This window comes from Algibacter pectinivorans, assembly GCF_900112595.1.
Lineage (GTDB): Bacteria > Bacteroidota > Bacteroidia > Flavobacteriales > Flavobacteriaceae > Algibacter_B > Algibacter_B pectinivorans.
Genome location: NZ_FOMI01000003.1, coordinates 408,980 through 424,026, shown reverse-complemented (window position 1 = coordinate 424,026; position 15,047 = coordinate 408,980). Strand labels below are relative to the sequence as shown.

13 protein-coding genes are annotated in these 15,047 nt (G+C 28.7%); 10 read left to right on the top strand and 3 right to left on the bottom strand.

Annotated elements, in window-relative coordinates:
• Positions 1-42: 42 nt before the first annotated feature.
• The 9 genes from BMY96_RS06845 (at position 43) to BMY96_RS06805 (ending at position 9,924) form a co-directional block, all read left to right on the top strand.
• On the top strand, positions 43-1,140 hold the full coding sequence (locus tag BMY96_RS06845; protein ID WP_092850770.1) for a hypothetical protein: 1,098 nt from the start codon (positions 43-45) through the stop codon (positions 1,138-1,140).
• 6 nt (positions 1,141-1,146) lie between these two features.
• Positions 1,147-2,643 (top strand): AMP-binding protein, encoded by a 1,497-nt coding sequence (locus BMY96_RS06840; RefSeq protein WP_092850769.1) that lies wholly within the window; start codon positions 1,147-1,149, stop codon positions 2,641-2,643.
• A gap of 12 nt (positions 2,644-2,655) precedes the next feature.
• Positions 2,656-2,898, top strand: coding sequence for an acyl carrier protein (locus BMY96_RS06835; protein WP_092850768.1), 243 nt, complete (start codon positions 2,656-2,658; stop codon positions 2,896-2,898).
• A 5-nt stretch (positions 2,899-2,903) separates the two neighbouring features.
• The gene (locus BMY96_RS06830; RefSeq protein ID WP_092850766.1) at positions 2,904-3,518 is read left to right on the top strand and encodes a sugar transferase; all 615 of its coding nucleotides are present in this window, start codon (positions 2,904-2,906) and stop codon (positions 3,516-3,518) included.
• A 48-nt stretch (positions 3,519-3,566) separates the two neighbouring features.
• The gene (locus BMY96_RS06825) at positions 3,567-4,184 is read left to right on the top strand and encodes a sugar transferase (RefSeq protein ID WP_092850764.1); all 618 of its coding nucleotides are present in this window, start codon (positions 3,567-3,569) and stop codon (positions 4,182-4,184) included.
• Complete coding sequence (locus BMY96_RS06820) at positions 4,181-4,828, top strand: acetyltransferase (protein ID WP_092850762.1); 648 nt, start codon at positions 4,181-4,183, stop codon at positions 4,826-4,828. Before BMY96_RS06825 ends, BMY96_RS06820 begins: the two co-directional genes overlap by 4 nt.
• Entirely contained in the window at positions 4,821-7,493 is a 2,673-nt protein-coding gene (locus BMY96_RS06815; RefSeq protein ID WP_092850759.1) for a GNAT family N-acetyltransferase, read from the top strand. The genes BMY96_RS06820 and BMY96_RS06815 overlap by 8 nt, the downstream gene beginning before the upstream one ends.
• Before the next feature lie 82 nt (positions 7,494-7,575).
• Positions 7,576-8,637, top strand: a complete 1,062-nt coding sequence (locus BMY96_RS06810) for a hypothetical protein (protein WP_092850757.1) — start codon at positions 7,576-7,578, stop codon at positions 8,635-8,637.
• A 24-nt stretch (positions 8,638-8,661) separates the two neighbouring features.
• Positions 8,662-9,924 (top strand): GNAT family N-acetyltransferase, encoded by a 1,263-nt coding sequence (locus tag BMY96_RS06805; protein ID WP_092850754.1) that lies wholly within the window; start codon positions 8,662-8,664, stop codon positions 9,922-9,924.
• Positions 9,925-9,946: 22 nt separating this feature from the next.
• Here BMY96_RS06805 and BMY96_RS06800 read toward each other — a convergent pair whose 3' ends face one another.
• A complete protein-coding gene (locus BMY96_RS06800; protein ID WP_092850751.1) occupies positions 9,947-11,137 on the bottom strand; it encodes a GNAT family N-acetyltransferase in 1,191 nt (396 codons plus the stop codon).
• Positions 11,138-11,371: 234 nt separating this feature from the next.
• Here BMY96_RS06800 and BMY96_RS06795 point away from each other — a divergent pair, with 234 nt between their 5' ends.
• Positions 11,372-12,496: an ATP-grasp domain-containing protein gene (locus BMY96_RS06795; RefSeq protein WP_092850747.1), complete on the top strand. Its 1,125-nt coding sequence runs from the start codon at positions 11,372-11,374 to the stop codon at positions 12,494-12,496.
• Here BMY96_RS06795 and BMY96_RS06790 read toward each other — a convergent pair.
• Entirely contained in the window at positions 12,486-13,448 is a 963-nt protein-coding gene (locus tag BMY96_RS06790) for a hypothetical protein (protein WP_092850744.1), read from the bottom strand. The genes BMY96_RS06795 and BMY96_RS06790 overlap by 11 nt on opposite strands.
• Positions 13,449-13,467: 19 nt before the next feature.
• The gene (locus tag BMY96_RS06785; protein ID WP_092850741.1) at positions 13,468-14,919 is read right to left on the bottom strand and encodes an MBOAT family O-acyltransferase; all 1,452 of its coding nucleotides are present in this window, start codon (positions 14,917-14,919) and stop codon (positions 13,468-13,470) included.
• Between the last annotated feature and the right edge of the window lie 128 nt (positions 14,920-15,047).

Sequence of the window (15,047 nt, the reverse complement as noted above, 5' to 3'; positions counted from 1 at the left end):
GATTGTTGCTTTTACTAAATACCAACACGTATAACAAAACCAATGAGTGAAGATTTAGAAATCGTTAACTTAACTAAAAGTAAGTTAAGAGAGCATATTGAAAATAATACATTTTGGAAATCTGGTTTAGCGCCAATGGCCAAAAGTAAAGCTATTTGGTTAATTGCTAACAACAGAATTGAGGAAGAAGATTTTTGTGGAGTTTTAGCCATGGAGAAGGATAAAATGGTAGCGTTTATTTACATGTTCCCCGATGTTATTAATATGCAAAGTCAACCTTTAAAAAAAGTATATTGGATGATTGATTGGTGGGTGGCTAAACAATATAAAACCACAGTTTTAGGTACGTACATATATGATTATGCTGTTAAATTAGTACAAAACCAAGTGGTAATAAAAAGTTATACGGAAAATGTGCAGGACTTTTACGATAAACGTCCTTTTCGCGTTATAACATCGAGATTAAGACACACCATATTTTACAGTTTAGATCGCTCTATGCTTTTAGGCCGATTTCAGTTTTTAAAACCCGTGAAGTTTCTTTTAGATATTATTGATGGTACAACAGGAAAACTGATTCGCTTTATAAATAAATTAAAACTAGGTAAGAGAACAGCACATTTAACCTACGAATTTATAAATGAATTGGATAATCCAACTTGGCATTTTATTGAGCCTTTGTGTAAAAACGACCTAATTTTAAAAACAAAAGATTATGTAAATTGGCAACTAAGCAATACACAATATCTCCAAATACCTTTAAATCATAAAAAGCCATATACAAACTTACAACCTGGTATAAGTGATAATATTCATATTCATAATTTAAAAATTATGAAAAACGAATCGATAATTGGCTTCTTATCATACATAATAAATTATAATGAATTTAATGTTAAATACTTTTTAGTTGAAGACCTTAAGCATTATGATGTGTGTGTAGACGTATTAATGGAAAACCTTTTAAAATCTAAACGCAATTTTATTTTTACTGATGATACTAAATTATCTGATAATTTAAATAAGCGTTATTTTTCTGTGTTTACTCATAAAGTTACCAAAAAAGGTATTGTACACAACGATACTATTTTTGATTATGAAGGCATAACATTGTATAATAGAGATGGTCATTTTTATTAAAAAAATATGGAGTATATCGTTAATTTACAGCAATCTATTTTAAAGCATTCCAACAAGCATGCTTTTTATATTGGCAATATATTTTATACCTATAAGGACTTTGCTGTAGAAATATCTAAAATTAGATTTCATATAGCAAATTATATAGACCCTTCAGAGCAACTTATAGGTTTAGTTACTAACGATGACTTACAAACCTACGCCAGTATTATAGCCTTATGGCTAGAAGGAAGAGCTTACGTTCCTGTTAACCCATCTACCCCCGTGGAGCGTAATATTCAAATTTTTAAAGCTACCGAAACTAACACCGTTATAGACTCGTCTCAGAATTCTATCTATTCCGATTATAATGTGGTAGCATCTAAATCGTTAAAATTTACAGAACTAAATTTAGAATGTAAACAAGTAAATCCAGAAGATATTGCTTATATTTTATTTACTTCTGGTACTACTGGCCAACCAAAAGGTGTACCTATAACCTTTAATAACGTAAATAGTTTAGTAGATGCTATAGATGCTGAACCTGATTTTAATTTATTAGCTTCAGACCGCTGTTTACAAATGTTCGAGCTCACCTTCGATTTTTCTGTGGTTACTTATTTATTTCCACTTTTAGCAGGAGCTTGTATTTATACTATTCCTAAAAATGCAATTAAGTATTTTTATATATTTAAACTGATACAAGAACAAAAGTTAAGTGTGCTTACTATGGTGCCTTCTATTTTAAATTATTTGCGCCCTTATTTTGCAGAAATTAACTCGCCACATGTGCGTTACTGTAGCTTTGGTGGTGGTGCTTTACATAACAATATTGCTGAAGAATGGAGTAATTGCCTACCAAATTGCAAAATTTTTAACTACTACGGCCCAACCGAGTTTACAGTATATAGTGGCTTTTACCCTTATAATAAACACACCCACACAAAGGCATTAAATGGTATTATTGCCATTGGCACTCCACAAAAAAACACCAAGTATTTAGTTGTTGATGAAAATAATAAAGAAGTGCCTTTAAACACGGTGGGCGAATTATGTTTATCGGGACCACAAATTACACCAGGCTATTGGAAAAATCCTGAGCGCAATGCGCTTAGCTTTTTTAATATTAAGGAAAATGGTAAAACGGAACGCTATTACAAAACCGGAGATCTTTGTTTAAAGGATGAAGACGGGGATTTTTTATATGCTGGAAGAGCAGACTTTCAAGTAAAAATAAGAGGCTACAGAGTGGAATTGGCTGAAATTGAATATCACGCTAAAGCTATTTCTAAAAAGAAATCGAACATAGTAGCAATTGATATTACTAACGATTTAGGTAACGCCGAACTAGGATTAGCTTTTGAAGATGCCCCATTTGAAACTGATTATATTTTTGATTATTTAAAAGGTAAAATGCCCGATTATATGATTCCGAGGCATATTCGCTTTATTAAAGAGTTTCCACATAGTTTAAACGGAAAAATTGATAGAAAGGCACTAAGAACCTTTTTTTTAAAAAACTAACATACACCTATTATGAATGAAGAAACAATAAAAACAAAAGTAAGAGCTGCCTTTGTAAAAGTATTAGAACATGAAGACTTTGTTTTAAATAACGACACTAGCGCTAACGATGTAAAAGGCTGGGAATCTATAACCCACATGATGATAATTAATGAAATTGAACAAGAGTTTAATATAAAATTTAAGTTAATGGACTTAATGAATATGAATAATATTGGAGATCTTTTACAGGCCATTAAAACTACAATGAATTAACTGGTATGTACAAAAATATAATAAAGCCATTTTTAGATTACCTTGTTGCATTGATAGCCTTAATTTTGTTTTCACCACTAATAATTATAGCCACTATTTTATTATTTTTTGCCAATCAAGGTAAACCTTTCTTTTTTCAAGTAAGACCTGGTAAAAATGAAAGATTATTTAAAATAGTAAAGTTTAAAACAATGAATGATAAAAAGGATGCTAATGGTAATCTGCTTCCAGACACGTATCGTTTAACAACTATTGGTAAAATAATTAGAAAAACATCTATTGATGAATTGCCGCAATTATTTAATATCATTAAAGGCGACATGTCTTTAATTGGCCCAAGACCTTTGTTACCACAATACCTACCCTATTACACTAAAAATGAGCAAAAAAGGCACACTGTTAAGCCTGGTATTACAGGTTATGCTCAAGTAAACGGCAGAAATAATTTAGACTGGGATACCAAATTAAATTTTGATGCAGAATATGTTGATAATCTATCATTTAAGTTAGATTTAAATATATTAGTTAAAACTGTATTTAAAGTTTTGTCTTCTAAAGATGTCGCGGTTGACAATACTAATGTTGAATCGTACTTAAACGTTATCCGTCAAAAACAATAAAAAGCAAATAGCATTACCTAATTTTATATGTTAGAAAAATCGTTAAAAATGACCCCATATTTAGTATTAAAACAAATTTTAGACATTATTATTGCTTTAATAGCTTTAATCCTTTTATCTCCCATTTTTATATTTGTACTTATTTTCTTGTTATTTGCTAATAAAGGGAAACCTTTCTTCTTTCAAAACCGTCCTGGGAAAAACGAAAAACTATTTAAAATTATTAAGTTTAAAACAATGAATGATAATACCGATGAAAATGGAGAGCTCCTTCCATTTAAAGATCGGGTAACTAATGTTGGACTTTTTATAAGAAAATATTCGTTAGACGAAATTCCACAATTAATTAATGTTCTTAAAGGAGACATGAGTATTATTGGCCCTAGACCATTACTTGTTAGTTATTTACCATTATATAATAAAGAGCAACGAAAAAGACACTCCATTAAACCAGGTGTTACAGGGTGGGCACAAGTTAATGGTAGAAATGCTATTTCATGGGAAGAAAAATTTAAACTAGATGTTTGGTATGTTCAAAATATAAGTTTTAAAACAGACATCAAAATAATTTTAATGACTATAAAAAAAGTTATAAAAAAAGAAGATATAAATAGCAGTGGAAAAGTAAATATGGAAGCTTTTAAAGGAAATACACAAGTACAATGAAAAACGCAGTTATAATAGGTGCTGGCACACAAGGACAAGTTTACGCTTCCTACCTAAAAGAAGATGGAATTAATATAGTTGGTTTTATTGATGATGATAAAGAATTAATAGGTAAAAAGGTTATAAATATTCCTGTGTTAGGACAATATAAAGATTTATTTAGTTCAGAATTTAAAAATAAAATCCAACAGGTTTATTGCCCAATTGGAAATAACATTATACGTTCAAAATATCTATCTACTTTAAAAAAAGAAGGTTATGAAATTCCAAGTTTTATTCATAAAACGGTATCTATTGGACCCGATGTAAGCTTAGGCGAAGCAGTGTATATGCTTGCTGGAAATATTGTTATGCCACATACTACAATTGGAAACTATATTATGATTAATATGGATAGTACAATAGCTCATCATGTCAACATGGAAGATGGAGTTTTTATGTCCTCTGGAGTAAATGTTGGAGCCTTAATAAATGTAAGACAAAACGCATACATAGGAATGGGTGTAACAGTCATGACTGGCGTAAAAGAAATAGGCGCAAATTGTTTAATTGGTGCTGGTACAGTTATAATTAAAAATGTTCCCGAAAACGCTACAATGGTAGGTAACCCAGGAAGAGTATTAAAAATTAATAATAATGACTAAAGTGGACAGTACTAAAGAAATTACAGACTTAACATTTATTGGATCGGGTATATCAACTTCCTTTAGTATCCTAAATTTTTTAAAACTCATTAATAATGACGAAACTAATGGTAAAAAAATCTCTATAAACATTATTGAGAAATACCATGAATTTAACTTAGGCCTACCCTACGGAGAAAGATCTGGATATTCAACGCTTTTAATAACGTCATTACGAAATTTTTTAATTGAGCCCGAATTAGGCTTATTCATTGCCTGGTTAAATAGTAATAAAAATTGGCTGCTACAAGAACTTAAAAATGAAGGTGGAACTTTAACTCAAGACTGGCTCACTAACAACCATGACGATATAAAACATAACAGATGGGAAGATTTATTTATTCCTAGGCGTTTTTTTGGGTGTTATATGGATCAATTAATTAAAGCCAAAACTGAAAAGCTTAGGAAAACCAATAAAATAGAGTTAAATAAAATCAATGGAAAAGTAATTGATATTGAACGTGTAAACGGTGTGTACACTATTAAAATAGAAAATAAGGATGATATAAAATCGAAAAAGGTTGTGCTTTCTGTAGGTTCTTTACCAACAAATTATCTGTGGAAAAATAAAAGAATAATTGAACAAGACAACCTCCTTTTTTTAAACAACCCATATAAGCCAGAACTAAAAGTATCTCTTGATAAAATTCAAAATTTTATTGGGGTAAATACCAATAAAACATTAAATATTTTAATTATTGGTGCTAATGCTAGTGCACTAGAGCTAATATATAAAATTAACGATTTTAAAGACAAGAATTTTAATAATACAAATTTTACATTCCTTTCTACGCAAGGCAGAATACCTGATACTACTATAAATTTTGAAAAACAACAGCAATTTAAACCTGTACATTTAGAGGCTTTAAAAACCTGTAACAAACTAACAGCCCAAATTATTGCAGAGGCCACTTTTAAAGATTTAGACCTCGCTGATGACATTAATTTAGGTCCCGCATCTACGGTTGAAATTATTTCGAAAGCCTTTGGCGTGTTGTTAAATTCTTTAAACGAAAAAGAGCTTGAAATATTTGCTTGCGAATATGGAAACGCGATAGGAAAAAGACAGCGTTGTGCTGGACAACATTACACAAACGTTATAGATAAGCTAGAACGAGAAAATAGATTCGAGCACATAGCTGGAAGATTTAGCGACTTAGAAAAAGATAATAACGGTGACTACCTTTTAACTTATTTAGATACTAAATCGGGCAAAACTTTAACAGCTAAAAAAGCGTATCATATTATTATAAATTGTGTTGGCGGCAAAAATTTAAAACATGACGACCTGCCAATACTTTACAAAAACCTGTTACAAAAAAAATATTGTGTTCCAAACCAATCTAATATAGGTTTTCATGTAAATAACGCATTGGAAAGTAGTAAGAACCTTCATGTTATGGGACCAATGCTTGCCGGTAATGTTATTGAAAACCGTGCTGTATGGCATGTAGAGCATTGTGGTAGAATAATATGGTTATCTAAAGTTTTATCTAAAATTCTTTATAACGACATATATCCAGTAGAAAACCTAAATAAAGAATACGATTTTTTAAGTGTAAAATTAAACAGTACTGAAGAAATTGAAAGCTACAAAACCTTACTTAAAAATAATTGGAATAACAACGTATATTATTCATACGATCATTTGAAATATTTTGTTAGCGAGACAGATACCCTAAAATGCTTCCAATTTAAAATAAACGGCGAGGTTAAAATTATAATGCCCGTAATACTTAGGAAAATAGATTCAAAAGACTCTCAAGAGGAATATTATGATACTATAACGCCATATGGTTACAATGGTCCTTTATACGACGGCAAGCAAGTTAACTCCATCGATTTACAAGCCTTTTGGAAAGCTATAGATAGTTGGTATGAAAAAAAGAATGTGGTTACAGAGTTTATTCGGTTTAGCTTAAACAGAAATTACATTAGCTATTCTGGCCTACTCATTTCAACACTTTTAAATGTTAAAGGAACATTAGAATCCGATTTCGACCTACAATGGGAAAAATTCCTTCCTAAGGTTAGAAATAACTATAGAAAGGCTGTAACAAATAACCTAACCTTTAAAATTCTGCAAGAACAAGAAATAACTCAAGAAGAAATTAAAACGTTTTATAATATCTATACAGACACTATGAAACGAAATAATGCAAAAGAATTATACTTTTTTTCGTTACAATATTTTAAAGAGTTAATTTCCAATCATAGATCTGAAATACTTATGGCCTTTTCTTATTTTGATGGCCTGCCTATATCTGCAGAATTAATTATAAAAAATAAAGATACATTATTTGCTTTTTTAGGAGGTACCGATGCTAACTACTTTAGCCATAGACCTAATGATTTTTTACGTGTTGAAATTATTAGATGGGCCATTAAAAATAAATTAAAACATTATGTATTAGGCGGAGGCTTAAGCGATGGCGATGGTCTATATAAAAGTAAGAAAGCCTTTTTTCCTAAGGATGATGATATAGTTTTCTACACAGGAAGAAAAATAAACAATTACCAAGTTTATGAAAACCTATGTAAAAACAAACATGAAGATTACAATAATTCACATAAAGATGAGGTTAAGAAATATTTCTTTCCGTTTTACAGGTTTATGAATAGATAATTAAATAATTATACCGTGGTATGTTATTAATATTTAATACTCTTAAAACTTCTTTAAAAAATGAAATTTTCTAAACTAAACAATGACAATTAAAAATTTAAATATAAGTATAACCTTAATAAATGAAAGGAACCTTTGGCGAGAAACCCTCGCTGAAGTGTCTCATTATGACTTTTATCACACATATGATTACCACCAGTCATCTAAATTAAAGAATGAAACCGCTGTTTTAATAAAATACATACAAGACGATATTATTATTTGTTTACCATTACTTATAAGACCTATTGAAGGAACAACATTTTATGATGCAACTTCGGTTTATGGATATGCTGGTCCACTACGAAATAATTGGACTACTAAATTTGATAATACCCATTATAAAAAACATTTAAATGAATTCTTAGTTAAGCAAAAAATAATTTCTGTTTTTAGTAGATTACATCCCTTTTTAGATAAGCAAGAAGATATTCTTGAAAACCTAGGCGCCATTAAAACCCTTGGCAACGTAGTATATTTTGATTTAAAAGAATCCTATGAAACACAAGAATTAGCATTTTCTAAAACAGCAAAAAGATATTTAAAGAAAGCCCAAAAAAATCTGGATATAAAAAAAAGTAACGATTTAGCTCACCTAGAATCCTTTATAGATTTATATTATGAAAATATGGATCGCTTAAACGCACATAAGAGTTACTATTTTAGTAAGGACTATTTTTTAAGCTTCATTAATAGTAATGAATTTGAAACAGACATTGTTTATGCTGTGGATAAAGAAACCAACAAAACTATTTCTGCTGCTTTAATAATCAGGACAAATAAGATTATTCAATATCATTTATCCGGAACGAATGAGAATTATTTGCACCTCTCCCCACTTAGAGCTTTAATTAACAAAATTAGGTTGGATTACTATAACGCTAATTATTCCTACTTTAACTTAGGTGGTGGCCTAAACAATAAACAAGACAGTTTGTTTGATTTTAAGTCCTCATTATCAAAAAATTATAGACCTTTTAAAATTTGGACTTATATAGTTAATGAGGATGTTTATAACGCATTAGTTTCCAATAGAAACTTCACTAAAGATACTGCTCCCGACTTTTTTCCAAAATATAGATGGGAAGAAAAAAACACTATATAAATTAAAGTCTTATACGTATAAAAAATGAATAAAACTTTATCGTCTTGTCGGCTTTTTAAAGAAAAATGGAAATTACATTATGCAAAGGCAACCAAACTATATAATTATAATTCTATAGATGGTATTTCGTTTACTAAAGGTAAATTACTTCCTGTTTATAGCAGTATTGGAGGTAGTTTGTTAATGACCAGTAATAATTATACAATAAAAGCAAATAGCCAATGGCCTTTAAAAAACAAACTCTTTATTGTTTATAATATACCAAATTATAATAATACTCTTAAAAATTTAGAACCTAAAGCAAAGTATAAAATAAAACGAATTCGTGAATATAAAGCATATATGGCGGATTTTTCTGAATATGAAAATATTAATGACTATTTTACCAAACAAGTTGGACGAAAAAAAATAGGGAATATTAAAAGAAGACAAAAGAAATTGGAGTCCTGCTTTAATATTTCTTATAAGTTATTTTACAAAACCACAATTAATAAAAAAGAGTATTTAGATTTAATGAATGCCTTTAAAGCCTTATTAATTGAAAAATTTAAATTACGAAAAGAATTTTATTCAATAACAGATAATTATTTCTGGAATTTTTACACAGATACAATACTTCCTATGGTTTCTAATGGAGAAGCTTCGTTATATGTTGTATATAACGACAAAAAGCCTATATCATTTTACTTATGCTACCATATAGAATCCTTATCTATTGGTGTTATTCCAGTATTCGATGTAAACTATTATAAATTTGGTTTAGGTTCTATAACTATAATGAATTTATTTGAATCTCTAACAGCAAAAGGTTTTAATAAGTTCGACTTTTATAAAGGCGAATATGGGTATAAGAAAGATTGGTGTAACAAAACGTATAATTACGAGTATCATTTAATTTATAAACCCTCCATACTAACAAGTGGATTATCCTGTTTTATAGCGGCAAAATTTAAACTAAAACAATTTTTAAGGCAGAAAGGCGTAAACAATTTTTATTACAGCGCAGTTTTCAAACTAAAAAACAGAAAATTACCAGAAATAAAACATTACAAAATAACTCCTGTTTTACCTTCGGAGGTTAGCAATTTAATTTTAGAAGCCTACATTATAAGTGTAGAAAGCCTTAATTCTGAACTTAAAAAAGAAGTATACAACCACTTGTATATTAACAACTTACATTTAGACTTAATTAGTGTTTTTCAAGTTAAAAAAGAGCAATTTATAATTAAAAATAATTCTAACAACAGCTATTTTAAAATTTCGCCTAGTAGCCTAGAAATAAAATAAGAGTAACATGTTCATACTAAAATTAGTTTAAATCTAATTTAAAAAACGTGCTAGTAGTAATATTCTTTGCTATAAAAATATTCTTTTCAAATTTAAAACACGCTATATCTTCGGTTTTAGCTACTAAAATATACTGCAAATCAAACACTGGTTTTCTTAAAAAAACATAATCTTCCTCTTTTATATCAACAGGAGTTAAATTTTTGTAATCAAATTCATTAAAATTACTTAAAGCCTTAAAAACCGGTTCTTTAGCTTCTATAATAGGTTTATTATCTATTGGTTTACCTTTAAGTTTAGACATTGCACTAGACAAAGCCTTAAACTTATCTTTGTTTAGTATAGCGTAAGTTATAGCTTGGTTTTTTTTAAGTATTACAAAAGCTTTCAATAAATTACCTAAAGATTTTTTGTAAACAATATAACTATCATATTTAAAAACAGTATTACACCACATACGTTTATATGGATAATCTCCATAACGCATATTAAAAAACTCGAAACCGTTATCAAAGCACCACTCTAATTTTTTAAGAACAATTATATTTCCTAGCCCAAACTTTGCAAAATCAATTTCGTAAGAAGTAATAGCACTTTCAAACACTTTATTAAATAAAAAGTTTAAACTCATTGCAATTGGAGTTTTGTCATTATAAATAACAAATAAACAAGCCTTTTTATTTCTAATTAAATGAGCTGTTTCATCTCTATAAAACGACCAGTTTTTTAGGCTACTATGTATATCTCCTCTTTGATTAAAGCGTTTTTTAATCATTATTTTAAAGGTGTCCATTAATACACGACATTCTTCATTTTCTATATCTCCATAAAATATTTTATAATCAATATTAAAACATTGTTCTAAACGACTTAACCGTCTAACAACTATCTTTTTCTTCTTTTTACCTAATTGAGAGTACATGTAATCATCCAAAGATTTACTTGAGGTTAAATTACACATAAAACCATTAAAATAAGTATACCTAAAAGTCGACAAAACACCTTTTGTATTGTTAAACTTTAGGTTAAAAAAGGGAGGTACAAATTCTATTAAATGTATAGTGTCTACATTTGCTTCTTCTAAATTTAAACTAGAGTTTTTAAATTTTTCCTCTTTATTTTTATCGAAAATCTCTGATATTAGTGGGTTAAAATCTCCTTTCTCGAAAAAATCTTGTGTAAAATTATGATTAACCGTATTTAATAAGCTCATCTCTACCCTTTATTTTAAAGTAATTTTAGTTATTCCATACCAAATGTCTAACAAAAGAATAATATTAACAAAATTATTCTTTTAACAGTAAGTTTTATCTTATTATATACATACTAAATTAAAATAAATTAAATAATTTAAAGTAAAAACTTAATTATTACAGATTAATTTTAAATATTTGAGGTATATAAGTCCCAAAACTAATTTTAAGGCTTAAAAAAGAACTACTTATTTATGCCAAATAAAGCAATATCTATATTTATTCCCGATGGAGAAGCTCCAGTTTTAATGATCGTTTTAAACTGTCTTTCGGAAATTAAAAGAATAAAAATCCATGTTATGTCCAATAACAAAGACATACCTATGAAATACTCTAAAAAAGTATTTAAATTTTACTATAAACCCAAAACAGAAAATGGTTCGGATTACATTAATAATATTAATGAAATCACTAAAAATCAAGAAGTTGATTTAATTATGCCCATTTTTGAGGATAGTATTAGAATTATTACCAAGTATAAAAATTTATTAACATCGCCTAATAAATTAGCTCTACTCCCATCCCATAGTAATTTTGAAAAAGCTATAAACAAAAATTCTTTAACTAATTTTTTAGAAGCTTTGGGATTACCTTATCCTAAAAGCCAAGTTATTAAAATCAATGTTAAACCAGATTTAAGTAAAATAGAATACCCAGTACTTATTAAACCTATTGATAGCCCTGGAGGCGGGTTAGGTATTGAAGTTTTTAATGAAGAACGGGAGTTTTTAAAGTTCCTTAAATCGATTGATTCTAAAACAAATTATCTTGCTCAAGATTATATTGAAGGATACGATATTGATTGTAGCGTATTATGCAGAAATGGAGAGGTTTTGGCTTATACTATACAAAAACCCAATATGTATGGAGGCCATAAGTTTGCTCCCCAAATTTCGTTTAAGTTTGTAAAGGAAGACGCAATTATTAACCAAGTAAAAACTTTAATGAAAGCATTGGCTTGGTCTGGAGTGGCCCATTTAGATATGAGGTTTGATGAAAACGCCAAAAATTTTAAGGTAGTAGAAATAAACCCAAGATTTTGGGGTTCGCTTGAAGCATCTTTATTTGCAGGTGTTAACTTCCCATACTTATACTACCTATCCAGCTTAAATAAAACGTTTGAAACTCCTGATTATAAATTAATAGATTTTATGCTATTAAAGGGCCTAGTAAAAAGTATTAAAAAAAATAAAAGTCAGTTGTTAAAATTGAAATTTATTTTTAACAACACTCCTATTAAATACATGTTAAGTGATTTAAAACCAACAATATATAGGTCTTGTCGTTTTGTTTTAAGAAAACTGAATATTAATAATTAAATTCCAATTGTCTGGTATACTTTACAATAGCATTTGCTACAATGCTCCTGCCTTTATCATTCCAATGGCTATCATAAATTAATGTCGTAGGTGTTTTAGACTTCTCTAAATCACTACTTAAATCTATAAATTTAAAATTATTTGCCTTTAAATAATTTTTAAACGCATTTGGTGTATTTCTTTTTTCTAATAAGAGCACAAACCTTGATTTATCGAAATTATAAGTTTCTACCAGCGTATTAAAATTAGCTAGATATTTAGGGTTAATTTCATCCACTTCTTTAAGTTTGTTCTCATTGCTAGGTGTTATATCTGGTTTAATTTTTAAGGCTATTAATTCTCTAAAACGTGTTTTTAAATCTCCTGTTACTCCAATACTATTTAAATATACTAATAATTTAAATTTACGCAAGTTTCTATAAAATGGTGTTTCTAAGTTCATTCTATCAGGAATTACAGCATACACCCCTCTTTGTAGATCTGTGTTAAATTTAAGATCGATAAACACGTAATCGATTAGATTAAATTTATCTTTATACTTACTTATTAAATTTAGTTCGTCGGCAAAGTCATAGCCCGCATAGGCATATTCATAAACTTCAAAACCGGTTAATTGTTTTTCTATTTTATTTCCAATGGAAAATCGATAATCTTGGTGAAAACCTTCAATATAAGAATCGCCAACTAGCGCTATTTCCTTTTTTTCTTTTGAGGGGGTAAACTCTCGATAAGAATTGAAACCTGAATTATTAATCCGAAATTCTGAAAAATTCTGACGTCTGTTACCTGTAACCGAATATCCATTTTGATTAGGTTTCCACTTCTCTACTTGGTTTTTATCAATGATACGAATTGGATAATCTTTAGTTAAATGAAACCCCCTAATAACTAACTCTAAAACTAAAACAATCAATAAACTATAAAAAGCCCCTTTAAAAAATATTTTTTTCATTTCTCAGTTTTTTAAATAGTTAAAATTGAAAATAAATAAAAGATCTATCTATTTTACTATCATAAAACAACAACATGCACAATATAACCATAGCATAAACCATAAATCGAACATACCTCGATTTAAATTTAAAAGGAGCCCGTTCATCTCGTCTAATTAAATATTCATATATAACAAAGAGAGCTACTAAAATATAATAATCTATCATCCTGAAACCTCTTGGGTGCATATATGATTCAAAAGTAAATACCGAAAACATTCTTAAAACATAGTTAAATGCATCAGCAATAGTTGCCGACCTAAAAAACACCCAAGAAAAAGTTACAATACTAAATACCATCATCATTCGAAATACTTCATTTATTGATGGTAGTTTAGAATTTTCTCCTATTGTAGAATTTTTATATTTTGAGTTTTTACCCAATAAAAAAACAGGAACAAATGCAATGGCATGAAAAGCACCCCAAAATAAATACGTCCAATTCGCACCATGCCATAATCCACTAATTAAAAATACTATAGCTATATTCCTAATAGAGACTAATTTTGAAACTTTAGATCCTCCTAAAGGAAAATACACGTAATAGCGAAACCAATCTGATAATGAAGTATGCCAACGTACCCAGAACTCGGCAATATTTCTCGAAAAATAAGGGAATTTGAAGTTTGATTTTAACTCTATCCCAAAAAGCTTAGCTGTTCCTATGGCTATATCAGAATAACCACTAAAGTCGCCATAAATTTGAAAACTAAAAAACACTGCACCCAATACTAATGTTGAAGCCGAATAATTGGAATAATTTATAAAAATATCATCTACAATGGGTGCTAAAGAATCTGCTATAACCATTTTTTTAAACAAACCCCAAAGCATGAGTTTCAAACCACTAATACATTGGTTATAATTAAATACTCTTTTACTTGTAATTTGACTTAATAAGTTTGATGCTCTTTCAATTGGGCCAGCAACCAACTGCGGAAAGAAACTAACAAAGGCTGCAAAAGCAATAAAGTGTTTAGTTGGCTTTAATTTTTTATAATAAATATCAAACGAATAAGACATCGTTTGGAACGTGTAAAAGGAAATACCTATAGGTAAAATAACACTCAGCGTCCATGTGTTTTTAATACTATAACCTAATACCGAAAACATATTTACCCAAGATTCTACAAAGAAATTATAATACTTAAAAAAAGCCAGCAGCCCTAAATTAAACAAAACACTACACCACAACCATGATTTACGTACCTTTTGTTTATCGCTATTAAAAATTTTAATACCTATAAAATAATCTACAACAGTACTAAGTAATATTAAAAAAAGAAACCTCCAATCCCACCAGCCATAAAACATATAACTAGCAACTAAAAGTAATATATTTTGTCCTTTTAAACTTCGCTTTAAAACAAACCAATAAATAAAACCTACAACGAGAAGAAATAAAAAAAACTCTAAAGAATTAAATATCATATTTTTTAATGTATAACAAATATGTCTGCAGTCGAGAATATGACCAAATACTTACTTTAAACGGTAAAAAATTGTACCAAAGTAAAAATAGCACTAATAATTAATACAAACATGCATGAAAAAAAAAG